Here is a 22,957-nt window from a genome sequence, read left to right on the forward strand (position 1 = left end):
TTCAAAGCCCTGACAAGGGTTTGCCGCCAGCTTGCAAAAACAGGCTGGCGTCGTCCATCTCTTGAAAGCCTTGGGCACAAGCTTGCTCAAATTGCTGCGTGGCCAGTTGGCCAAGTGCTGGCGGACTGACTTTCAATTCATCGCAAGCTTGTAAAGCCAATCGCGTGTCCTTGGCCAACAAGCAGGTGTGCGCACGTGGTGCAAAGTCATTGTTCAATGCCCTTTGCATGCGATCTTGGCCAATCCAACTTTGTCCACTGCTGGCTTGCATCACATCCAAGGTGGTTTGGGCATTCAAGCCCCAGGCTTGTGCCATGGCCAGCACTTCGCTGACGCCAGCCAAATGAATGGCGGCCAGCAAGTTGTTGGCAAGTTTGGTTTTGGCAGCATCACTGGGCGTCTCGCTGATGACAAAGCACTGCGTCGTGATGGCATCTAGCAATGGCTGGTGTTGAGCCAGAATGTGGCTGGGGCCGGCCAGCATCAAACTCATCTGACCTTGGCGCGCGCGAACGGGTCCGCCCGACATGGGCGAGTCCATCACATGAACCCCTTTGCCAAGGGCGCGTTGTGCAAACTGCCCAACGTCAACGGGGCCTAAGGTCGGGCACAAGTAAATCACATCACCCGCTTGAGCTGTTGTCAGCAGGCCATGATCGCCTTCAAGTACGTCTCGGACTTGGTCTGCATTGACCACGACCACAAAGCTGATGCGACACAACGCCCCAATGTCTGACGCCTTATTCACAAGCTGTGCGCCCGCTTCTTGTGCCTTGCGGTTTTGAAGGGGGTCAATGTCGTAACTGGCACATGGCCAGCCTTGATCCAGCAGTCGGGCCAACATGGCAAATCCCATGTTGCCAATGCCCACAAAGCCGATGACCGATGATGGGGTAACAGGTGAGAAGAAGTCGTGTGGAGAGGTGTTTTTCATGCACACATTCTTCCCTAAAATGAATTCAAATACCACCATGCTGTTGAGCGTGCTCATCACAGCTTCCAGAGGGAGACTTCATTGAAAATTTTGATCACAGGGTTTGAACCCTTTGGCGGCGAAACGGTCAACCCTTCTTGGGAGGCTGCCCAATTGCTGGCGGGGCAACAAGTGCAGGGGGCAAGCTTGGTGGTCGCTCAATTGCCATGTGTCTTTGCGAAATCCTTAGACGCTTTGGCCGCCGCCATTCAATTGCATCAACCGCGGGCTGTGATTGCGCTGGGTCAAGCGGATGGTCGCAGTGATTTTTCCATTGAGCGCGTGGCGATCAATGTATGCGACGCCAGAATTCCAGACAACGAAGGTGCGCAACCCATTGATGAGCCGGTGATTGCGCAAGGACCCGCCGCTTATTTCTCCAGCTTGCCCATTAAAAAAATGGCCATGCATCTCAAGGCGAAAGGCCATCCTGCCGCCATCTCTCAAACGGCCGGTACGTTTGTATGCAACCAGGTGTTTTACGGTTTGCAGCACCTGCTTTGCAACACGCCAGTGCTCAGTGGTTTTGTGCATGTGCCCTTGTTGCCATCGCAAGTGGCAGCCAGAGGCGGTGCTTCCTTGGCCAGCATGAGTTCGGAGACATTAGCACAAGCCCTGTTGTGCGCCATCGAGGTCTTGGTGCAACATCTGCAAAGCGATGAACGTGACATCAAATGGGGCATGGGTGCCAATCATTGATGCCCGTTCACCTGAATGATTAACACGCAAAAGGGCATCTCATGTCGCAATCCGAATTTGATTATGTGGTGGTGGGCGGTGGTTCAGCGGGCTGCTGTGTGGCAGGCCGGCTGAGTGAAGATGCGAAGCTGACAGTGTGCGTGCTGGAGGCGGGTGGCCCCGATGACTCGGTGTTTGTGCGTGCGCCTTTGGGCTTTGCGGCCACTGCATCCTTGAACATCAACAGCTGGGGTTACAACACCATTCCGCAAGCTGGCTTTAAGGGCCGCAAAGGATTTCAGCCACGCGGCAAAGTGATGGGCGGAAGTTCTTCGGTCAATGCCATGGTGTACACCCGTGGCAATGCGCACGACTACAACAATTGGTCGGCCTTGGGCAATTCGGGATGGTCGTACCAAGATGTCTTGCCGTACTTTAAAAAATCAGAGAACAATGAATGCTTTGGTGCCAATGACTACCGCGGTGTTGGCGGGCCCTTGAACGTCAGTTATTTGCGCAGCCCCAGTCCTGTCAACCAAGCTTTCATCCAAGCCTGCCAAGAGCAAGGCATTCCTTTCAATCCAGACTACAACGGCGAGCGTCAATTTGGGGTGTCGCCAGGCCAGGTGACACAAAAGGGCGGCGAACGTTGGAATGCCGCAAGGGCTTACCTCGATCCGCATCGCCATCAAGATAATTTGCACGTCATCTCGCATGCACATGCCACGCAAGTGATGATGGAAGGCAAGCGTGCAGTGGGTGTTCGCTACATGGTCAATGGCGTGTCACATGAAGTGCGTGCGCGCAAAGAAGTTGTTTTGTCGGGCGGTGCGTTTGGCACACCGCAGTTGCTGATGTTGTCTGGCATTGGGCCTGCATTGCATCTGCAAGACATGGGCATTCCGTTGGTGCACGAGTTGCCAGGCGTGGGTCAGAATTTACAAGACCATGTCACCACGGTGTTGATTTACAAAACGCACAAAATCAACGACGCCATGGGATTTTCTTTGAAGGGCACTTGGAACATGATCAAGGCCATGCTGGAGTGGCGTGACAAACGCACAGGCTGGATCACTTCCAATGTGTCCGAGACGCAAGGCTTTGTGTCGACCGAAGGCAACACCGATTACCCCAACATTCAATTGGCTCTGTGCACCGGCATTGTGGACGATCACGCCCGCAAAATGCATTGGGGTCATGGCTACACCTTGCATGTCACCTTGATGCGACCCAAAAGCCGTGGCAGTGTCACCTTGGCCAGCCATGATCCTATGGACAAGCCCTTGATCGATCCGGCCTTCTTTAAAGAAAAAGAAGATTTGCAGACCATGATGTCGGCCACCCAAATGGGCTTGCGCATCATGCAATCTGATGGCTTGGCTGCCTACCGAGGTGAAATGCTTTACCCCTTTGACGCCAACAATCCAGCGCAGGTTGAAAACTTTTTAAGAGATCACTCCGATACCGAATATCACCCTGTGGGCACTTGCAAAATGGGCCCATCCCATGACCCCTTGGCGGTGGTTGATTCAGAGTTGCGCGTGCATGGCCTTCAGGGTCTGCGTGTGATTGATGCGTCGGTCATGCCGCATTTGGTGTCGGGCAATACCAATGCGCCCACCATCATGATTGCAGAAAAGGGTGTCGACTTTATTCGGGCGCAGGCATAACCGCACTAGGCTTTAACCGGTAAAGCACCCAAGCGCACAAGCTGGAAGTCACCACCAAGGCCAAGAAGCCTGCACGGTAGGTGCCAAAAGCAGAGGACAAAGCGCCAAACAGGGGCGGACCAATCACCACGCCCAAAAAAGTAAAGGCGAGGGTGCCGCCTGTGGCCACACTGGCCTTGCCTTCAGGGGCTTGTCTGGCCACTTCGGCCAAGTACACCCCGTTCCAGCCAATGGCCGATGCGCCAAACACCAACAAGATGGCCCAAATGCCCCAAACGGGCATGATGGGCAACAGCAATGCGGTTGCCAGTGCGCTCAAAGCCATCAAGCACGCCAACAAGGCCAATGTTTTTTGAGCCCCCATCCAACGATCGGCCACCACACCCCATGCAATCCGTCCACCAATGCCGCCCATTTGCGTCACAGACAAGAGCAAACCTGCGCTGACCATGCCATAGGCCAAGTCATCGTGCAGATAGGTCACCAAGTAAGTGGTCAAGGACATTTGCACCATGGAGAAGATGAAAGAGCACGCAGCCATGGTGCTCAGTGCGCGATGACCCAGCACCATGCGCAGGGGCGTGGTGAGGGTGCCCATTTGAAATGGCAGTTGCGGTTGCCGCAGATCGTCCATGCCTTCTCGCATGGGTTGCGACATGACGGCACTTGCCACGCAAGCCAAGGCGACCGCCACCAAGCTCCATTGCCAATCAATGCGCAGCATGAGGGAGGGCACGATGGCGCCGGCCAACATGGCGCCCACGGGCACGCCAGTTTGTTTGATTGAAAACACCAAAGCCATTTGGGAAGGCGGTGTGGTCCTGGCCAAAATTTGCGAGCTGGCCGGTGTGATGGGCCCATAGCCCAACCCAATCATGAGGGCACCTAAGCCAATGGCGGGCAACCAAGGTACAGCGCACAGACATAGGCCTGTGGCACAAAGCATCAGGCCCCATTGACTCACCCTGATGGGTCCCAGCCTGCTGACAGTGGTGCCCGAGGTCAGGCTGGCAAACATAGCGCCCGCGTAGGTGATGGCCACGTAGACGCCCACCAGCGCAGGCGACACACTCAAGGATTTGGCGGCCACAGGGGCCATCACCGGCAGGGTGAGCAGGGCCATGGCCACCATGGCTTGGATGGACAGCGTAGCGAGAAGAGGGAGCCAATTGGACATGCGCCAATCCTAACTGTTCGAATCGAGCCGTTTGGGCGCATGTGAGACTTAATCGCGTTGCGCCTGAATAAATGCACCAAGGCGTTTAAACTCAAGCCTTGTTTTTATTTAGATGGACATTCCCAAATGGATTTGCTGCAAGCCCTGAACTGGCGTTATGCCACCAAAAAAATGGACCCTACCAAGTCCGTGCCCGAAGCCAAAGTGCAACGCATTTTGGAAGCCATTCGCCTGACAGCCACTTCCAGTGGTCTGCAACCTTACGAAGTGTTCGTGGTGACCAATCCTGAAGTTCGCGCCAAGATTCAAGCGGCTGCCAACAACCAAGCGCAAATCACAGAAGGTTCACACCTTTTGGTGTTTGCCGCTTGGAACGATTACACCGCCGAGCGCATCAACATGATGTTTGACTACAACAATGAAGTGCGCGGCTTTGTGAACGAAGGTGCTGAGAACTATCGCAAGATGTTGCTGGCCAACTATCCAGCCAAAGGCCCCGAGGTGAACTTCCAACACGCCGCCAAGCAGTCTTACATTGCGTTGGGCACAGCCTTGATCGCTGCAGCCGAGCAAGAAGTCGACGCGACGCCCATGGAAGGTTTCAATCCCGCTGCTGTGGATGAAATCTTGGGCTTGGCTGCACGTGGATTGCGCAGCACAGTTATCTTGCCTTTGGGCTACCGCGAAGCCGACAAAGACTGGTTGGTCAACATGAAGAAGGTGCGTCGCACCAACGACAAGTTCATCACTGAAGTGAAGTAAATCCTTAAGACACGTGCACGCTGATTTTGGAGGCTGCTGCGCGAGCGCGCTCTAAGGCTTTATCGCCCTTGGCCAAGGCCACCGCCATGCGCCTAAAAGGACGCGTGGTCGGTTTACCGAAAATGCGGACATCCACGCCAGGTTCTTGTAAAGCAGCCGACACACCCGCGTAACTGGGGTTCTTGCCTTCACGGTCGGCCAGTACCACGGCACTGGCACCTTCCACGCACTCAATCACAGGAATGGGCAAACCCAACACTGCGCGAGCGTGCAAATCAAATTCACTGAGATTTTGGCTGATCAAGGTCACCATGCCGGTGTCATGCGGACGGGGGCTCAGTTCGCTGAAGATGACTTCTTTGGCAGTGACAAAAAACTCCACACCAAACAAGCCGGCACCGCCTAAATCTGCGGTGACTTTTTCGGCCATCTCTTGAGCTGCTTTTAAATAATCAGGCGCCATGGCCTGTGGTTGCCAGCTGTATTGGTAATCACCGCGTTCTTGCACATGGCCAATGGGCAGGCAGAACAAAGTTTGGCCATTGCGTTGCCGAATGGTGAGGAGGGTGATTTCAAACTCAAAGTTGATGAACTCTTCAACGATGACTTTTTTGCGATCACCGCGCATGCCGGCGCACGCATAGTCCCAGCTGGCTTGAATGTCGGCTTCGGTTTTGGCAACGCTTTGCCCCTTGCCCGATGAACTCATGACAGGTTTGATGACCACCGGAAAACCAATGGCTTTGGCCTGAGCAAGCAGTTCTTCACTGGATTCGGCGTAGTTGAATTTGGCCGTGCGAACGCCCAAACCCACCGCCACATCGCGAATGCGATCGCGGTTCATGGTGAGGTTGGCTGCGCGTGCACTGGGGATCACCTCGAAGCCTTCTTTTTCAACGTCCAACAACACCTCGGTGCGGATGGCTTCAATCTCGGGCACGATCAAATCGGGTTGGTGTTTGGCAATGGCGGCGCGCAAGGGCGCTTCGTCCAGCATGCTGAACACTTCACATTCATCGGCCACTTGCATGGCGGGTGCGCCGGCATAACTGTCACAGGCAATGACATGGCAGCCCAAACGTTTGGCACTGATGACGAATTCTTTGCCCAGTTCGCCTGAGCCCAAAAGGAGTATTTTTTTCATAATGCGAGAAGCTGAAGGATGGAATGGCTTCAGCGATAATACGCCACATGTTCAACGCGCAAACCCACAAATTCATCGCCCGCCTGGTGCTGGTATGGTTTGCTTTGTTCATTGGTGCGGCCATTGCCGCGCCAATCGTGCACCCCACAGAGACGCAAATGGTGTGTAGCGGCATGGGCGGCATGAAAATGGTGGCCGTGGGTGAAGAGGGGACAGACACACAGGCCACTACCAGCATGGACTGCCCCTTGTGTGCGGCCGTTGTCATCCCACTGCACACTGATTCCCTTGCATTTGAAAAACCCAGCGCTCTAGCGCATGCCCTACGGCCGCTTGCCGCAGCGCACATTGCGTCGGTCACGGCGCCCCCTCTGCCGTCACGCGGCCCGCCTTCTATTTCCTGAAATCAACCCACGGATCAACGCGCGCATGCGTTGACTTTGTTGGCTGTACACCCCCAAGGGGTTGTGCATCGCCTTGTTTATTTTTTGGAAATTCAAAGTGAATTCAGTATCAAGATTTGAGGTGAAACCTCTGGTCATGGCTTTGTCTGTGGCCTTTTCAAGCGCCGTGATGGCCCAAGAACAGCAGCCCGTGAAAGAAGTGGGCGTGGTGACCATTAAATCAGGTCGTCCTTCGTCGTTGCCAACGCACATTCCCACCACGATGGAAAGCATCAAGGGCTCTGAAGTGCAAGAGAAAATCAATGCCACGGACAGTGAAGATGCATTGAAGTATTTCCCAAGCTTGCTGGTCCGCAAGCGCTATGAAGGCGATTACAACCACGCCATTTTGTCCAGCCGCGCTTCGGGTACGGGCAATCCCGCACGATCAGCGGTCTATGCGGACGGCATCTTGCTGTCCAATTACTTGGGCAACAGCATCAGTGGCCTGAGTTTCCCACCGCGTTGGGGCATGGTCACGCCTGAAGAAATTGAGCGCGTGGATGTGATGTACGGCCCGTTTTCTGCCGCGTATCCTGGCAACTCGGTGGGTGCGGTGGTGGACTTTGTAACGCGCATGCCAACAAGTTTTGAAGCGCATGTCAAAGTGGGTTATTCAAACCAAGGCTTTCAGTTGTACAACACTGATACGCGTTACCGTGCATGGCAATCGAGTGCATCGATGGGGAATAAAAATGGCGACTGGTCATGGTTCATTAACCTGAATCACACCAACAGTTCCGGTCAGCCTTTGACCTTTGCCACACGCACCGTGAGTACAGGCACAACGCCCACCAATGGCGTGGCAGTCAACGGCTGGTTGGCCGATAAAAATACGGCCAATGCAGACATCTACTACATTGGTTTCGGCACGCAATACAGCACCCAACAAGACCACGCCAAGATCAAAGTGGCCTACGACGTTTCAAGTACTTTGCGCGCCACTTACACCTTGGGCACTTGGCAAAACTTTTCTGAAGGCCGCCCTGTGTCTTACCTCACCAATGCAGCGACGGGCGCACCTGTGACCAGTGGACCCATTGTGATCAATAGCAAGCAATATGCAGCGCTCACGGGTGGTGACTTTCCGCTCACCAACGAAAGCATCACCCACTTTATGCATGGCGTGTCTTTGAAGTCCAACACCAAGGGCGAATTTGATTGGGAAATTGCGGGCAGCTTGTACGATTACAACAAAGATCAAAAACGTCAGAACGCAGCCACGGCCACCTTGCCATCTGCGTTAACGGGTGGCGCTGGCACATTGGCCGATGGCGCCGGTACAGGTTGGAACAACTTGGCCTTGCGAGGTACATGGCGCCCCATGGGCTTGAAGGGCGCGCATGTGCTTGACTTCGGTTACCAATCAGACAATTACACATTGAACTATTTGACCTCCAACATCGCTGTCAATTGGACCACCGATGCAGCCGGTGCCAAGTCGAGTTTTGTGTGCGGACAAACACAAACTCAAAGCCTCTACGCGCAAGACACATGGCGCATAGCTCCGGGTTGGACGAGTGTGTTGGGCTTGCGCTCAGAAACTTGGCGTGCCAGCAAAGGCACAACGCAGATTGCGGCCAACGGCTACAACCAAGTTTGGGCCAATCGCGAAGAAAATTTTGTGTCGCCTAAAGCGGCCTTGGCCTTTCAACTAACGCCCGACAGCGTCATCAAAGCATCTGCGGGCCGTGCTGTTCGCATGCCCACGGTGTTTGAGTTGTATGGTGCAACTTCTACCACCAACTCGCGCTATATCAATGACCCTGCTTTGAAGCCAGAGCGTACATTGACGACCGAACTCAGCTACGAAAAAGAATGGCAAAAAGCCAACTGGCGATTGACTTATTTCCAAGAGTCTACGCATGACGGTTTGTTCTCCCAGAGCATCTTTGACCCTGTTGCCAATGCCAGCATCTCACGCGTTCAAAATGTAGGCCGCATTGCAACGCAAGGTTTAGAAACATCGATGACTGCGAAAGATCTGGGCCTCCAAGGCTTGGACCTGGCGGGCAGTGCCACCTACACCGACTCCATCATCAAAGAGAACGCTGGCTTTGTGGCTGTTGCGGGTGACACTTTGGGTAAACAGCAGCCGAACATTCCGCGTTGGCGTGCCACGGCTGTGGCCACGTATCGCATGTCGCCTGCTTGGACCGGTACCTTGGCAGCACGTTACAGTGGCCCGCAGTACCGTACGCTGAACAATGCCGATGTCAATGGTTTCACCTACATGGGTGTGAGCAAATTCTTCACGGTGGATGCACGCCTTCGTTACAAATACGATGCGCAAACAAGCCTGGCCGTGGGCATCGATAATCTCAACAACGACAAGTACTGGAATTTCCATCCTTACACACAGCGTACCTTGCACGCTGAAATTAAATACGACATCCAATAAGGCTAGAACAACATGACACACTTTTCGAACATCTCTCACAAAATTGCGTTTTTTGGCGCTGCTACGCTAGCAACAGTTGCCTTGCCAACCAGCGTTCATGCGCACGCAGTGCTCACCGAGCCATCCGCTTTGGCAGGCAGTTACTACAAAGGGGCTGTGCGCATTGGCCATGGCTGCGAGGGCTCGGCCACCACGGGCGTCAAAGTTTATGTTCCCTCTGGTTTTGAAGCCTTCAAAGCCCAGCCCAAGAATGGTTGGGTGATCAAAATGAAGAAAGGCAAATTGGCAGAGCCTTACCAAAGTCAGGGCAAAACAGTGACAGAGGATTTGGTGGAGTTGGAATGGGTTGCCAGCAGCAAGGAGGCCTCATTGCCAGATGGCACTTCGGACGAGTTCGCCTTCATGACCAAATTGCCTGAAAAGGCCGGTCCTGTGTGGTTGCGTGTTTTGCAAACTTGCGAGAAAGGTCAGAACGATTGGGCCGAGATTCCTGCAACAGGCACATCGACAAAGGGCATGAAATACCCTGCGGCCTTGCTGACTTTGAAAGCGGAAGGCACGGCAGGAGCCCCTGCGGGCAACGCCAATGTCGCCGTCTCGGACGCTTGGGTGAGGCCTACTGTCACGGGTCAAAAAGCCACGGGTGCATTCTTGAAGTTGGTGGCCAAAGAAAACAGCAAGCTCTTGAGCGTCAGCACGCCCATTGCTGGCGTGGCTGAAATTCATGAAATGAAAATGGAAGGCAACGTCATGAAAATGGCACCCATTCCCTTTTTGGATTTGCCAGCCGGTAAGGTGGTTGAGTTAAAGCCGGGTGGCTTTCATTTGATGTTGATGGACTTGAAGTCACCTTTAGAAAAGGGCGCCAAAGTGCCTGTCACGCTGAAGTTTCAGGACGGCAAGGGCGCCAAGTTTCAGATTGATCTGACGCTGGACGCCGCCATGCCTTCAATGCCTGCGGCAGGCGCACCCGCAGCTGGCGGGCATCAGCATCACCATTGAATGGCCAAGGGACTCACTCGGCCTTGATGCCTGCGTATGCAGCCACCCGGGCCCACCGAACAATTTCTGAGCGCATGAAATCGGTGGCCTCTTCAGAAGTGGTGAAAAAGCTTTCGAAGCCGAGTGTGTCCAGCTTCTCTTTCATCTTGGGCTCCTTGCCCGCTTGAATGAAAGCGGCGTTGAGTTTTTTCACAACGGCGGGCGGCGTGTTGATGGGGGCATAGACCGCAAACCAATTGGTGAGTTCCACGCCTTGGTAGCCTTGTTCATTGAGGGTCGGCACTTGTGGCATGGCTTTGTGTCGCGTTGCAGAGGCCACCGCCAACGCTTTCAGGCGGCCTTGCTGAATTTGAGGCAAGGCATTTTGTATGGGGCTGAACATGTATTGCAATTGGCCGCCAATCAAATCGTTCATGGCTTGGGCTTGGCCCTTGTAGGGAATGTGATTGGACTTCAGGCCCACCAACTGGTTGAAGAACTCAGCCTGCAAGTGCTGCGGACTGCCCATGCCCGCTGAGCCGTAATTCATGTCGCCGTTTTTGGCCTTCATCAATTCAATGAATTCTTTGAGGTTGTTGACTTTGACGGATGGGTGCACGACCAGTACCACGCCGGTTTGACCGATCAAGGTAATGGCCTGCAGGTCTTTGATCAGGTCGTAAGGAAGTTTGCGATAGACGGCCACGTTGGTGGCAATGGTAGCGGGGCTCACCAAGAGGGTGTAGCCATCGGGTTTGGATTTCATGACGTACTCCACGCCAATGTTGCCGCCTGCACCTAGCTTGTTGTCGACCACCAAAGGCTGCCCCAGAATTTCACTGACGCGCTGACTTAAATTGCGCGCCAACAAATCAGTGCCGCCACCTGCGGCGACGGGCACCACCACTTGAATGCTCTTTTGTGGAAACGATTGTGCGTTGGCATTCAAGGCCAGGCCTGTCCAAGCTAGACAAGCCAGGCAAGCAAGCCAAAAACTGGTGCGAATTTTCATGAGGTGTCCAATGTGCGGTTGTGAAGGTGGCTCTTGGATGAGCGTTTGAATTCAGTTTAAAAGGCAGAAAACCCTTGTCAACGGGTACAACCATGAGAGGGCAGAACCGTGTGAAAATCTCTCTTTTGCTTGAGTAGGAAAAAATCATGCAGCGTCCGAACATCATCTTCATCGTGGCCGATGACTTGGGTTTTGCCGATTTGGGATGTTATGGCGGCCGGGATGCCAAGTTCGGCAAAGTCTCGCCTGTCATTGACGCATTGGCGGCCAATGGCCTTCGCTTTAGCGATGGTTATTCCAATTCACCCGTGTGTTCGCCTACGCGGTTTGGCTTAATGACTGCGCGGTACCAATACCGCTTGCGCGGCGCCGCAGAAGAGCCCATCAACAGCAAAGCCAAAACCAGTACCACCTTGGGCTTGCCCACCAGCCATCCCACCTTGCCGTCCTTGCTCAAAGCGCAGGGCTATCGCACCGCCTTGATTGGCAAGTGGCACCTGGGATATCCGCCTGCGTTTGGTCCCTTGCGCTCAGGCTATGACGAATTTTTTGGACCGATGGCTGGCGGTGTCGATTACTTTACACATTGCGCCTCAACAGGTGATCATGATTTGTGGGTGGGTGAAGAAACGCAGCCCCACGAAGGCTATTTGACTGATTTAATTTCTCGCAAATCCGTCGACTTTGTGAAGCGCATGACGGCCACGCCCGATCAGCCCTTTTTCTTGAGCATGCACTACACCGCCCCGCATTGGCCTTGGGAGACGCGTGAAGACCATGCCTTGGCCGATCGCATCAAGGACAATATTTTCCATTTGCAAGGTGGCAACATTCACACCTACCATCGCATGATTCACCACATGGACGAGGGCATTGGTTGGGTGGTGGATGCGCTCAAGGAAGCAGGACAACTCGACAACACCTTGATTGTGTTCACCAGTGACAACGGTGGTGAACGTTTCAGCGACAACTGGCCCTTGGTGGGCGGCAAAATGGACCTGACAGAAGGGGGCATTCGCGTGCCATGGATTGCGCACTGGCCTCAAGGCATAGTGCAGCCAGGCCGTATCACGGATCAGCACTGCATGACCATGGACTGGTCAGCCACGATGGTTGAGCTGGGCGGTGGCCATGCCCACCCAGAGTATCCATTTGATGGGGTTTCTTTGGCACCCATTCTGAAGTCGCCCGATGCCACATTCGATCGCCCCATGTACTGGCGCATGAATCACAGAGGTCAACGTGCTTTGCGCGCAGGTGATTGGAAGTATTTGCGTGTGGACGGCACCGACTATCTGTTCAACATCGTTCAAGATGCCCGGGAGCGCGCCAATTTGGCCAAGCAAGAGCCTGATCGATTGGCGGCCATGAAAGCGCAGTGGGAAGCATGGCATGACACCATGCCACCCATTCCAGAAGATGCCACCATCAGCTTGGGCTTCTCTACCAAAGACATGCCGCAGCGGTAAAGCCGTTTAAGCCGCTTGCAATTTGGCGATGGGAGCTTCTTTGATGGGCAAGTTGATCACGCCGGCCATCGCAGACAGGGCAATGTCGGCATACCACATCCACTGGTAGTCGCCATTCATGGTGAGGGCCAAGCCGCCAAGATAGGCGCCAAGGAATCCACCCACTTGGTGTGACAGCAAGGTAAGACCAAACAGCGTGGCCAAGTAGCGAACCCCAAAGAGTTTGCCCACCAATGACGCTGTGGGGGGTACCGTGGCCAACCAAGTAAAGCCCAGACCCACGGCGAAGACATAAAAAGTCCAATCGGTTTTGGGGGCGAGCAGATACAGCAACACGAAAACGGCACGCGAGCTGTACATGATGGCCAAAATGTATTTGCTGCGATAGGCATTGATGCAAGAGCCTGCGAACAAACTGCCGGCAATGTTGGCCAGTCCAATGATGGCCAAGGACCAACTGGCCACAGTTGGACTCAAGCCGCACAGACCCACTTCAGTGGGTAAATGCGTTACCAGGAATGCAATGTGAAAGCCACAAGTGAAAAAACCAAGGTGCAAAAGCAAATAGCTGGGTGATTTCAGTGCGTCTTGCACAGCCTTTTTAAGTCCACCCTCGGGGTCGGGTGCTTTGGCGGGTGCGTGTGTCTCGCTAGTTAAGCGGTTCAACAGAGGAATGGCCAGCAAAGCCACAGCGGCCATGGACCACATTGAACCCATCCACCCAATCCATTGAATGAGCTTTTGAATGATGGGCGCAAAGACGAACTGGCCAAAGGAGCCACCTGCATTGATGATGCCTGATGCCACGCCGCGTGACTCTGTGGGCATGCGTTGTGCTGCGGCACCCAGTAAAACTGAAAAGCTGCATGCGCCAGAGCCTATGGCTGTGAGGATGCCCAGCGTCAAGATCAAGCCGAGGCCGCTGGTGACGAAGGGCGTCAGGGCTGATCCGATGACCAAGATCAACAAGCCATAAAGCAAGACAGGACGCGGGCCATACTTGTCGGCCAATGCACCTGCAAAGGGTTGAATGGCGCCCCAGACAAATTGTGCAACGGCCATGGCCAGGCTGATGGTGACAATGCCCAAACCGGTGTCCGTGTTGAGTGGCCCCACGTAAAGCCCCATCGACTGACGCGTACCCATGGTGATCATGAGGATAGCCGAAGCCATGAGGGTGGTGAACCACACACCGCGGTGGTTCATGCTGGGGAATAAAGACATACAAACTTCGAATGGAAAAGACGGGTTATCTTATTCGATCATCCGTTTTTCTGCCGTGCATGACTTTTGTGCGCCTCAAACAGAAACAGAGCCCCTGTTGAAGAGGGCTCTGTGGAGGTCTCATTGAGCAGCCGCTCAATGAAGGTTCATGCCGATGAAATGATTATTTCTTGGCGGCGTCTTTGGCAACTTCTTTGGCTGCTTTGTCTGCTTTCTTGGCTTCAGGTTTTGCTTCAGCTTTGACTTCTGTTTTAGCGACAGCCTTGGCATCTACTTTGGCTTCCGCTTTGACGGGAGCAGCAGGTGTTGCGGGCGCTGCAGGCGTGGCAGGTGTGGTTGCAAATGCTGCGGCAGAGAATGCGCCAATGATCAATGTTGCGAGAAGTTTAGTCATGATGTTTCCTTCATGTTGTTTGAAAACTCCACCGATCGGGAGTGATCATTCAACGGCAGGGAAGACACGCTTGTTGACTGAAATATTTAATTATTTTTGTCAACTTTCAACATGTATCGGCGTTGATATCGGCGCACTTTGCCGTGAGGCTTAAGTCGCTTTCAACTCTTTGGCCGTGATTTGATATTTGAAATCATCAGGTGCGTAGGAGTCAAAACGACCTTCGTCATTTTCTGCAGTGGGGTACATGAAGAAGCCAATGCGATCGCCTTTGCTTTGGGGCAATGTCAAATCGTGCGCCGTGTTGTAGGCCATCCAGTTGCCTTCCCAGCCACCAAACAAGGTGTTGTAAACAGGCTTGACCACGGGGTGGTCAGTGGATTTGAGCCATTCGGCCGTTTCAAGTCGCATCACCTTGGCCACATCGGCAGGGTCCATGGCCATCCAGCCCTGTCCTTTGACATAGGCTTCCGCGCGGCAGTGCTGCGCACCTTTGAGGCTGGCCGGATTGCCTGAGAGTTCTTTGTAACCAAAGGCCGAGGGCACCAAGCGAATGCCGTAAACATCGCGTGCAGGAATTCCCACAGAGCGGCACAAGCCCACAAACAGCGCGTTGATGTCGGCACACTTGCCGCCCAAGTTGCCTGTTTCCAGCATGGTTTTGATATCGCCTTCGCCACAACCCCTAACTTTGGGTTCGCGCCATGCATTGGCGACCACCCAATCGTAGATGGCGCGAACTTTTTCGAGATCGGTGCTAGCACCTTGAATGGCTTTTTGCGCCGTTGTTTTCACAATGCCGTCAGTCGGCAGCAAGTGCGTTGCGCGTGTGAAGTACTGCAGTGTTGCGGCGTCCTCTGCTGGAGCGGCCGCTTGACCTTTTGCAATCGGTGCACGACTTTGCGTTTGAACACGGCTGGTGATTTCGACGTAAGGCTTTTCGATGTTGGCGGCAAACTCTGCGTATAAAAATTGCACACCTTGCAAACCATCGCTGCGCATGCGGGTGATGCCGTTGCTGGTGAATGAACTAGCTTCTGATTTTTGCCAAGATGAGTTGACACTGGGCACTGGCAACCAAACGCGTGTGACGCCGTTGGCTTTGGGAATGTCCACGCGGGTGGTAACTTCAAAGGTGCACCAGTCACCAGGCTGTGGTGAGAACGTGCGAGCAGCAGTTTGCGCTGTTTGTGCGGTTGCTGTGGACCAAGGCGCCAAGGAGAGTGCGCCAAGGGACGCAGCGCCCTGAAGAAGGGAGCGACGAGCGGGGGTCATTAAGAGATCTCCGAAATGAAGGTTAGACCTGTCGGCACATAAGAGCCTGTGTCTTGCACGACAGCATCTCGCGCAATTTCAGACAATGCCCCGAAGGCAGGTCATTGCGCCACAAAAGCGTTTCGCAACCTTCTGATTATCGCAGGCTATCGAGCCAAGATTGCGGCGTTTGAGCTGACCAATCCACTTCACCCACAATGCGCCACTGTATTTGCCCAGACGGTGCCACCAGCAGGGTGGTGGGAAAGACTTTGACGCCAAAGTGTTTGGCCCATTCGCCTTGGGGATCGGGAATCAAGGGCAGGGTGATTTGGTTGTTTTGCATGAAGCGCAAAGCACGGCTAGGCGGCTCTTTCACGTTGACCGTGAGGATGACTGTTTTGCTGGGATCTTGCAAATCAGAGAACACTTGCAAAGTGGGCAGCTCTTCTTTGCAAGGTGCACACCATGTGGCCCAAAAGTTCATGACCACCTTTTTGCCCTTCAGCGATTCTGCAGTCACAGCTTGGCCCGAGCTGTCTTTGAAAGCGCCACTCAGTAGTTTGGGGGTGCCAGTCCAGGGTGTTTTTTCATACTGTGCATAGGCGAAATTCAGGTTTGATAAAAACCCAGCCAAAAGCAAATTCAGAATGACTTTGTACAACATGATGAAAGACGCAGAGCGTTGCATGAGGAAGCTTTTTTGCTTGAACTCAAGTCAAGGCCAAAGCTTTGGCCAAGACGGTCATGCTTTGATGCGAACGATCGGGCGCAGCGATGACTTGGGCTTGGTCGATTTGGTCAAAGTTGCGTTTCATGGAGGCATAGTAGGTTGGGTCGTAATGGGTGGTGAGGAGTTCACGCACCACCGTATTGATCTCGCCTAAGTGGATCAAGCGTTGCCATTCGTCCACCACCTGTTTGCCGCGAATGGCCACCAGCGCATCCAGGCGTTTGCAAAACAAGTCGGGGTCTTTGACAAAGAAGTCATAGTCTTCCAACAACAATTGCACACGCTCGTCCTCGGGCAATTCCAACTGGTAGCAGGGACTGGCGCGCATCGCCAAGATCAAAGACTCTGGCACCGCCAAATTGCCCACTTTGCGGCTTTCAGATTCAATGTAAACAGGCTTGAGTGTGTCAAATTGGCGAAGCTCGTTCCAGAGCAAGGTATCAAAGTGTTTTTGACTGGGCTGTGCTTGGCCTGGAATGATTCCCAGAACGGAACTTCGGTGATTTGCCAAACCTTCTAAGTCCAAAACCTGTGCACCTTGCTCGCGCAAGCAGTGCAACAAGCGTGTTTTGCCAGCGCCCGTTGGGCCGCAGATAACGCGCCACTGAAGCCGCTGCGCCAAGGGCGGGATGGCCTCTATCACTTGGCTGCGAAATGCTTTGTAGCCACCCTCAATGATGGACACTTTGAAACCAATTTGGCCCAAAATTAACGCCAGAGAGCCACTGCGTTTGCCGCCGCGCCAGCAGTACACCAAGGGTTGCCAATCGCGTGGCAGGTCAATCACATGGCGCTCAATGTGTTTTGCAATGTTGGCAGCCACCAATGCGGCGCCACGTTTCTTGGCTTCGAACGGGTTCACTTGTTTGTACAAGGTACCAATGGTGATGCGCTGTTCGTTGTCCAGTGAGGGCCAGTTCACGGCACCCGGCAAATGGTCAAGCGCAAACTCATCTTCGGTGCGTGCATCGATGATGGCACTGTAACCACCGGGCGTGCCAATGGGTGTGGCCATGCGCAACATGGCTTCTTGCGCGCTGACGGGATGAACGCTCACGCAGCACCTGCCTGTGTGACGCGCAAGGCATGTGATTCTGGCGCGCAGATTTGACCGATCACCGCGGCATGATCAAAACCATGCGCTTTGAATGTGGCCATGACGTTGGCCACTTCAGTCGGCGCGCAAGAGACCAACAAGCCACCACTGGTTTGGGGGTCGGTGATCAAGCTTTGGTCGACCGACGCAAAGTTGGCGGGCAGTGCCACTTCAGCACCGTACCCTTGCCAGTTGCGACCGGATGCTCCAGTGATGCAAGCTTGCGCAGCCAATGCTTTAACGCCTGGCAGCAATGGCACTTTGTCCCAATCTAATTGAACAGTGCATTTGGCACCGCGCGCCATTTCCAGTAAGTGGCCTGCCAAGCCAAAGCCAGTGATGTCGGTCAAGGCATGAACGCCTTTGAGTTTGGCCAGGTCGGGGCCCGCTGTATTGAGCTTTGTGGTGTTGTCGATCATGGCTTTGTAGCCTTCGTCTGGCAGCATTTCTTTTTTGAGAGCGGCAGACAAAATGCCCACGCCAATCGGTTTGCCCAAGACCAGCACATCACCCACTTTGGCATCGGCATTGCGCTTGATGTGATCGGGGTGGGCCAGGCCCAAAGCGACCAAGCCATAAATAGGTTCAACTGAGTCAATCGTGTGTCCGCCAGCAATCGGAATGCCTGCAGCTCTGCAAACGCTTTGTCCGCCGTCCAAAATTTGGCCAATCACGCTCAATGGCAGCACATTGACAGGCATGCCCACCAGGGCCAAGGCCATGATCGGTTGTGCGCCCATGGCGTACACATCGGAGATGGCGTTGGTGGCTGCAATGCGACCAAACTCAAAGGGGTCGTCGACGATGGGCATGAAGAAGTCGGTGGTGGCCACAAGGGCTTGGCTGTCGTTCAGCTTGTAAACGGCGGCATCGTCAGCCGTTTCAATGCCCACCAGCAATTCGGGAGGCAAGGGCATGGCTGTCGTGGAGCGCAGAATTTCGCTCAAAACGCCGGGTGCAATTTTGCAGCCGCAACCCCCGCCATGAGACAGGCTGGTCAAACGAGGGCTGGCTTTGAAATCTTGGGTCATGCTGACAGTCAGTAAGGGGTCGTTGAGACGGTTTTGAGAAGTCTTTGAAAAGTCTTTGAGCTTAGGCTGTAAGCCATTCGATGCGCTTGATTATGGCAAACCCGACTTGGAGTTCGCTCGTTTTCTCGGAACAATGGTCTTCAGCACAGTGTCGGTGCACCGAGATGCCGCATGTGAGTACCCAAACGTAAGGTGAAGTGCCATGCAAAACAAGCTGTTGACCCCCTTGAAATCAACGTTGATGGCGCTGGCCATCTGCCTCACAGGCATCAGCCATGCCGATGAAAAGTTTCCTTCTCGCCAAGTGACATTGGTGGTGCCCCAAGCTGCTGGCGGTGCCAACGATGCGATTGCCAGGGTTGTGGCGCAAAAGTTGTCAGAGCAGTGGGGGCAGTCTGTCATTGTGGAGAATCGCCCGGGAGCAGGTGGCAATGTGGGCACTGCCTATACGGCCAAAGCCAAAAACGACGGCTACACCTTGCTGGTCAATGCAGACAGTGCGCAGGTAATCAATCCATTTTTGTACGCCAAAACGGGTTTTGACTCCGTCAAAGACTTCGATCCTGTGGCGCCTCTGGCCAAAGCGGGCTATGTGTTGGTGGCCAACCCTGCCTTGCCTGCCAATAATGTGGCCGAGCTGATTGCCTTGGCCAAATCAAAGCCAGGCACCTTGTCTATTGCGTCTGCGGGCAATGGCACTTTGAACCATTTGATTGGGGAAATGCTTCAGAAGGCGACCGATATTCAATTGCTGCACATTCCCTACAAAGCAGCAGCTGCAGCGGCCACCGATGTGGTAGGTGGACAAGTGCCATTGTCTGTCCAAAGCATGCCTTCATCGATCGCCTTCATTCGCGCCGGAAAGCTCAAAGTGTTGGGCGTTGTGAATGAAAAACGCTTGGCAGCCTTGCCCGATTCACCCACCATTGGGGAGACGGTGCCAGGGTTTGGTGCGACGCCTTGGTATGGCATGTTTGCGCCTGCGGGCACGCCTAAAAATATCTTGCTCCAAATTCAAAACGATGTGGCCAAAGCTTTGGATGCCAAAGACGTTCAAGACCGTTTGGCCACCTTGGGCTGCGAGCCTTTCAAAGGCACTGGGGATCAATTGGCCCAAATTGTGAAAAGCGATTTGGTGCGTTGGGCCAAGATCGTCAAGGATTCAGGCGCCAAATTGGATTGATTCAAACACCGCCGCTGGGGTGTGTGGGGTCGATCCACAAAACTTGCTCTGGTTTTTCGACGGGCTCGATGTCCAGGTTGATGGACACAGCTTGGCCATCGCTTCGGCATAAAACGCATTCCAAAACTTCAGTGGGGCTGGCGTTGATTTCTTGGTGCGGCACGTAGGGTGGCACATAAATGAAGTCACCAGGTCCTGCTTCTGCTGTGAATTCCAGTTGGTCGCCCCAGCGCATGCGTGCACGGCCCTTGATGACGTAAATCACACTCTCTAAATGGCCGTGATGGTGGGCGCCAGTTTTGGCGTTGGCGTGGATGGTGACTGTGCCGGCCCACAACTTTTCAGCGCCCACGCGCGCGAAATTGATCGCGGCTTTTCGGTCCATACCGGGTGTGGAGGGTACATTGCCGTCCAATTGATTGCCGGGCACCACACGCACGCCGTTATGTTTCCATGGTGCATGGCTGTGCTCATGTTCATAAGAATGGCCGTGGGAATGGGGTTTTTGATCGTCGTGATGATGATGGCTCATATAAACTACCTGTTTTTAAACTACTTGTTATTCAACTATAGGTTGAATAACCAATTGTTGTGACTTGTGGTGTGAGAATTTGGCTCAATTTTGCTTCAAGTGTTGCGTGTTTGTACAGCCTCTGGATTCTCAGTTGTTCAAATTGAGGTAGTCTGATGTTTTTAGCAGTCCATCACAGATCACCATGACCCGACAGGCAGCCCTGCAACGTGCAACCACCGCATTTGACGACGGATCTTTCAAGGCGACCCTTCAACGCCGCATTCAGCGTCCTACAGAGAGTCAAAACCCCGCCAGAGCGGCTGAGTTGCCAGCTTACTTGCAAGAGGAAATTCGACCAGCGCTTGAAGCCATGGGGTTTGAGTGCCGCTTGATAGAGCATTCCAAAGCCAAGGCGCCATTTTTGTTTGCACAGCGCATCGAGGGGGCCCAGTTGCCCACGGTTCTGGGCTATGGCCATGGCGATGTCATACGCGGCCTCGAGACCGAGTGGCGTGAAGGCGTGACGCCTTGGGACTTGACCGAATTGGAGGGCCGTTGGTATGGCCGCGGTATTGCCGATAACAAGGGCCAACACTCGGTCAACCTGCAAGCCATGGCCTGTGTTTTGGCAGAGCGAGGCCACTTGGGCTTCAATGCCAAATTCATCATCGAGATGGGCGAGGAGACGGGCTCACCTGGCCTGAAGGAGGTTTGTGCAGAACACGCCGACTTGCTCAAAGCCGATTTGCTGATTGCATCAGACGGGCCACGTTTGCGAGCGGAACGTCCCACCATCTTTCTAGGCTCCAGAGGCAGTATCAATTTTGAGCTGAGCATTGAATCGCGTTCGGGGGCGCATCACTCAGGCAATTGGGGCGGCTTGATCTCCAATCCCGGTATTCAATTGGCCCATGCCATTGCCAGCTTGGTGACAGACCATGGCGAGATCAAAGTACCGGAATGGCGCCCTAAGGCTTTGCCAGATGCCGTGCGCCGGGTGTTGGCTGATTGCGAAGTTGACGGCGGGCCCAATGGCCCTCAAATTGAACCCGATTGGGGACAACCTGGCTTAAGCCCCGCAGAGCGAGTCTTTGGTTGGTGCTCGTTTGAAGTGCTGGCATTCAAAACAGGCAACCCCGAAAACCCCGTGAATGCCATTCCGCCCAGAGCCAAGGCGACATGCCAGTTGCGCTTTGTGGTGGGCATCGACAGCTCAGACATCTTGGGCGCTTTGCGCAGACACTTGGACAGTCATGGCTTTGGCTATGTGCAAATTGCGGCCGCCCGCGACGAAATTTTCAAGGCAACGCGCATTGACCCCGATGACGCCTGGGTCACCTGGGCTGCAAACTCCTTGCAAAGCACCACCCAGAAAAAACCGGCCATCTTGCCCAATTTGGGCGGATCTTTGCCCAATGACATCTTCACCGACGTGTTGGGCTTGAAAACCATTTGGGTGCCCCATTCTTATCCAGGCTGTTCTCAGCATGCGCCCAATGAGCACTTGCCACCAGAGCTGCTCAAAGAAGCTTTGCAGGTGATGACAGGTCTGTATTGGGACTTGGGTACCGCACAGACACCTTACGTTGCCTCCAAGGCTTGAACCGCTCAAAGGACACCACGATGAACGCTCGTTACGATTGTTTTTGCAAACTGTCAGACCTTGTGGGAGCTCAAGAATCCTTGAGTGAAGCGCGTCGACATTTGCACCGTTTTCCTGAACTGTCTTTTCAAGAAAAATCAACCGCTCAATGGGTGGCCGATCAGTTGGAAGGATGGGGCTACAAGGTCACCCGCAATGTGGGGGGGCACGGCTTGGTCGCCTCATTGAAGAACGGAGAAGGCAAGGCCATTGCTTTACGGGCAGACATGGACGCCTTGCCCATTCAAGAAGAAACGCAAAAGCCCTACGCCAGCGAACACCCTGGCACCATGCATGCCTGTGGCCACGATGGCCATACGGCGATGTTGTTGGGCGCTGCACAACAGTTGGCCAAAACCAAAAATTTCAAAGGCACAGTCCACTTGGTGTTTCAACCTGCGGAAGAAGCAGGCAAGGACAGCGGTGCCCAGCAAATGATTGCAGATGGCTTGTTTGAGCGCTTTCCTTGCGATGCCATTTTTGGCATTCACAACCATCCTGGCGTGGAGGTGGGTACGTTCATGTTTGGTGCTGGCGCTTTCATGTCCGCTTCTGATACCTGCTACATCAAAGTCAAAGGCAAGGGCGGCCATGCCGCCAGACCGCATCAGACGGTGGACCCCGTGGTCATCATGGGCAGTTTGATCATGAGTTTGCAAACGGTGGTGTCGCGCAACATCGACCCCTTGCAAACTTCGGTGGTGAGCATCGGCACGGCGCATGCCGGCAGTGTCTCCAATGTCATTCCCGATACCGCCAGTTTGTCGATGAGCATTCGATCCTTCAGTCCTGAAGTTCGCGAACGTTTGGAGCAACGCATCAAAGATCTGGTCACTGCGCAGGTGGCATCGTTTGGCGGTGAGGTGGAGATCATTTACGAGCGCGGTTATCCCGTGGTGATCAACTCTGTTGCAGAAACGGAATTTGCGCGTCAAGTTGCCGTGGAGTTGGTGGGGGAAGACAAGGTGGTCTCGCCTTTTGGCCCCGTGACCGGCAGTGAAGATTTTGCGTATTATTTGCAACACAAGCCTGGTTGCTTTTTGCGCTTGGGCAATGGCACCGACAGCGCTTTGCTGCACAACCCCAAGTACGACTTCAACGATCAAAACCTGTCTTACGGGGCGGCCTATTGGACGCGCCTTGTCGAACGATTTTTAGATGCTGCTTGAACTGATT

Annotated in this window: 21 protein-coding genes; 10 read left to right on the top strand and 11 right to left on the bottom strand. The window is 54.1% G+C overall.

The annotated features are described in order from the left end of the window. Window position 1: 1 nt before the first annotated feature. The gene (locus tag L103DPR2_RS08280) at window positions 2-934 is read right to left on the bottom strand and encodes an NAD(P)-dependent oxidoreductase (RefSeq protein ID WP_156339879.1); all 933 of its coding nucleotides are present in this window, start codon (window positions 932-934) and stop codon (window positions 2-4) included. Window positions 935-1,015: 81 nt separating this feature from the next. On the opposite strand from L103DPR2_RS08280, the gene pcp reads away from it, so the two are divergent. Together pcp and L103DPR2_RS08290 are read left to right on the top strand one after the other, a co-directional pair. Continuing rightward, a complete protein-coding gene (gene pcp, locus L103DPR2_RS08285; protein WP_055360653.1) occupies window positions 1,016-1,672 on the top strand; it encodes a pyroglutamyl-peptidase I in 657 nt (218 codons plus the stop codon). Between the two features lie 41 nt (window positions 1,673-1,713). Further along, complete coding sequence (locus L103DPR2_RS08290) at window positions 1,714-3,321, top strand: GMC family oxidoreductase (RefSeq protein WP_055360654.1); 1,608 nt, start codon at window positions 1,714-1,716, stop codon at window positions 3,319-3,321. Here L103DPR2_RS08290 and L103DPR2_RS08295 read toward each other — a convergent pair. After that, the gene (locus L103DPR2_RS08295) at window positions 3,302-4,498 is read right to left on the bottom strand and encodes an MFS transporter (protein ID WP_055360655.1); all 1,197 of its coding nucleotides are present in this window, start codon (window positions 4,496-4,498) and stop codon (window positions 3,302-3,304) included. The two genes, L103DPR2_RS08290 and L103DPR2_RS08295, sit on opposite strands and share 20 nt — an antisense overlap. 126 nt (window positions 4,499-4,624) lie before the next feature. Between L103DPR2_RS08295 and L103DPR2_RS08300 the strand changes: the two genes are divergently transcribed. Beyond that, window positions 4,625-5,260, top strand: a complete 636-nt coding sequence (locus L103DPR2_RS08300; RefSeq protein ID WP_055360656.1) for an NAD(P)H-dependent oxidoreductase — start codon at window positions 4,625-4,627, stop codon at window positions 5,258-5,260. A 4-nt stretch (window positions 5,261-5,264) separates the two neighbouring features. Here L103DPR2_RS08300 and purT read toward each other — a convergent pair whose 3' ends face one another. Further along, window positions 5,265-6,404, bottom strand: a complete 1,140-nt coding sequence (gene purT, locus L103DPR2_RS08305; RefSeq protein ID WP_055360657.1) for a formate-dependent phosphoribosylglycinamide formyltransferase — start codon at window positions 6,402-6,404, stop codon at window positions 5,265-5,267. A 23-nt stretch (window positions 6,405-6,427) separates the two neighbouring features. On the opposite strand from purT, the gene L103DPR2_RS08310 reads away from it, so the two are divergent. From L103DPR2_RS08310 to L103DPR2_RS08320, 3 genes are all read left to right on the top strand, one after another. Then, on the top strand, window positions 6,428-6,808 hold the full coding sequence (locus tag L103DPR2_RS08310) for a DUF2946 family protein (protein WP_055360658.1): 381 nt from the start codon (window positions 6,428-6,430) through the stop codon (window positions 6,806-6,808). A gap of 136 nt (window positions 6,809-6,944) precedes the next feature. After that, on the top strand, window positions 6,945-9,248 hold the full coding sequence (locus L103DPR2_RS08315; RefSeq protein WP_055360659.1) for a TonB-dependent receptor: 2,304 nt from the start codon (window positions 6,945-6,947) through the stop codon (window positions 9,246-9,248). A gap of 12 nt (window positions 9,249-9,260) precedes the next feature. Further along, a complete protein-coding gene (locus L103DPR2_RS08320; RefSeq protein WP_055360660.1) occupies window positions 9,261-10,250 on the top strand; it encodes a DUF1775 domain-containing protein in 990 nt (329 codons plus the stop codon). Between the two features lie 13 nt (window positions 10,251-10,263). Here the strand turns inward: L103DPR2_RS08320 and L103DPR2_RS08325 are convergent, their stop codons facing one another. After that, window positions 10,264-11,241, bottom strand: coding sequence for a Bug family tripartite tricarboxylate transporter substrate binding protein (locus L103DPR2_RS08325; protein WP_055360661.1), 978 nt, complete (start codon window positions 11,239-11,241; stop codon window positions 10,264-10,266). 146 nt (window positions 11,242-11,387) lie between these two features. Between L103DPR2_RS08325 and L103DPR2_RS08330 the strand changes: the two genes are divergently transcribed. Next, on the top strand, window positions 11,388-12,710 hold the full coding sequence (locus L103DPR2_RS08330) for a sulfatase family protein (RefSeq protein ID WP_055360662.1): 1,323 nt from the start codon (window positions 11,388-11,390) through the stop codon (window positions 12,708-12,710). A 6-nt stretch (window positions 12,711-12,716) separates the two neighbouring features. Here the strand turns inward: L103DPR2_RS08330 and L103DPR2_RS08335 are convergent, their stop codons facing one another. From L103DPR2_RS08335 to selD, 6 genes are all read right to left on the bottom strand, one after another. Continuing rightward, window positions 12,717-13,934: an MFS transporter gene (locus L103DPR2_RS08335; RefSeq protein ID WP_055360663.1), complete on the bottom strand. Its 1,218-nt coding sequence runs from the start codon at window positions 13,932-13,934 to the stop codon at window positions 12,717-12,719. A 163-nt stretch (window positions 13,935-14,097) separates the two neighbouring features. Further along, window positions 14,098-14,328 (bottom strand): hypothetical protein, encoded by a 231-nt coding sequence (locus L103DPR2_RS08340; protein WP_055360664.1) that lies wholly within the window; start codon window positions 14,326-14,328, stop codon window positions 14,098-14,100. A gap of 150 nt (window positions 14,329-14,478) precedes the next feature. Next, window positions 14,479-15,603 carry a transglutaminase-like domain-containing protein gene (locus L103DPR2_RS08345; RefSeq protein WP_055360665.1) on the bottom strand — a complete coding sequence of 375 codons (1,125 nt, stop codon included), beginning with the start codon at window positions 15,601-15,603 and terminating at the stop codon, window positions 14,479-14,481. A gap of 136 nt (window positions 15,604-15,739) precedes the next feature. Continuing rightward, window positions 15,740-16,273, bottom strand: coding sequence for a TlpA family protein disulfide reductase (locus tag L103DPR2_RS08350; protein ID WP_055360666.1), 534 nt, complete (start codon window positions 16,271-16,273; stop codon window positions 15,740-15,742). A 22-nt stretch (window positions 16,274-16,295) separates the two neighbouring features. After that, window positions 16,296-17,372 carry a tRNA 2-selenouridine(34) synthase MnmH gene (gene mnmH, locus L103DPR2_RS08355; protein WP_055360667.1) on the bottom strand — a complete coding sequence of 359 codons (1,077 nt, stop codon included), beginning with the start codon at window positions 17,370-17,372 and terminating at the stop codon, window positions 16,296-16,298. Next, complete coding sequence (gene selD, locus L103DPR2_RS08360) at window positions 17,369-18,442, bottom strand: selenide, water dikinase SelD (RefSeq protein WP_055360668.1); 1,074 nt, start codon at window positions 18,440-18,442, stop codon at window positions 17,369-17,371. The genes mnmH and selD overlap by 4 nt, the downstream gene beginning before the upstream one ends. 241 nt (window positions 18,443-18,683) lie before the next feature. Here selD and L103DPR2_RS08365 point away from each other — a divergent pair, with 241 nt between their 5' ends. Beyond that, a complete protein-coding gene (locus tag L103DPR2_RS08365; protein WP_231717721.1) occupies window positions 18,684-19,625 on the top strand; it encodes a Bug family tripartite tricarboxylate transporter substrate binding protein in 942 nt (313 codons plus the stop codon). A 1-nt stretch (window position 19,626) separates the two neighbouring features. Here the strand turns inward: L103DPR2_RS08365 and L103DPR2_RS08370 are convergent, their stop codons facing one another. Beyond that, window positions 19,627-20,157, bottom strand: a complete 531-nt coding sequence (locus L103DPR2_RS08370; protein WP_055360670.1) for a cupin domain-containing protein — start codon at window positions 20,155-20,157, stop codon at window positions 19,627-19,629. Between the two features lie 184 nt (window positions 20,158-20,341). On the opposite strand from L103DPR2_RS08370, the gene L103DPR2_RS08375 reads away from it, so the two are divergent. Together L103DPR2_RS08375 and L103DPR2_RS08380 are read left to right on the top strand one after the other, a co-directional pair. After that, window positions 20,342-21,742, top strand: a complete 1,401-nt coding sequence (locus L103DPR2_RS08375; RefSeq protein WP_055360671.1) for a M20 family metallopeptidase — start codon at window positions 20,342-20,344, stop codon at window positions 21,740-21,742. 20 nt (window positions 21,743-21,762) lie between these two features. After that, window positions 21,763-22,950, top strand: a complete 1,188-nt coding sequence (locus L103DPR2_RS08380; protein WP_055360672.1) for a M20 aminoacylase family protein — start codon at window positions 21,763-21,765, stop codon at window positions 22,948-22,950. Window positions 22,951-22,957: the final 7 nt, after the last annotated feature.

It is taken from the genome of Limnohabitans sp. 103DPR2, assembly GCF_001412575.1.
Taxonomy (GTDB): domain Bacteria; phylum Pseudomonadota; class Gammaproteobacteria; order Burkholderiales; family Burkholderiaceae_C; genus Limnohabitans_A.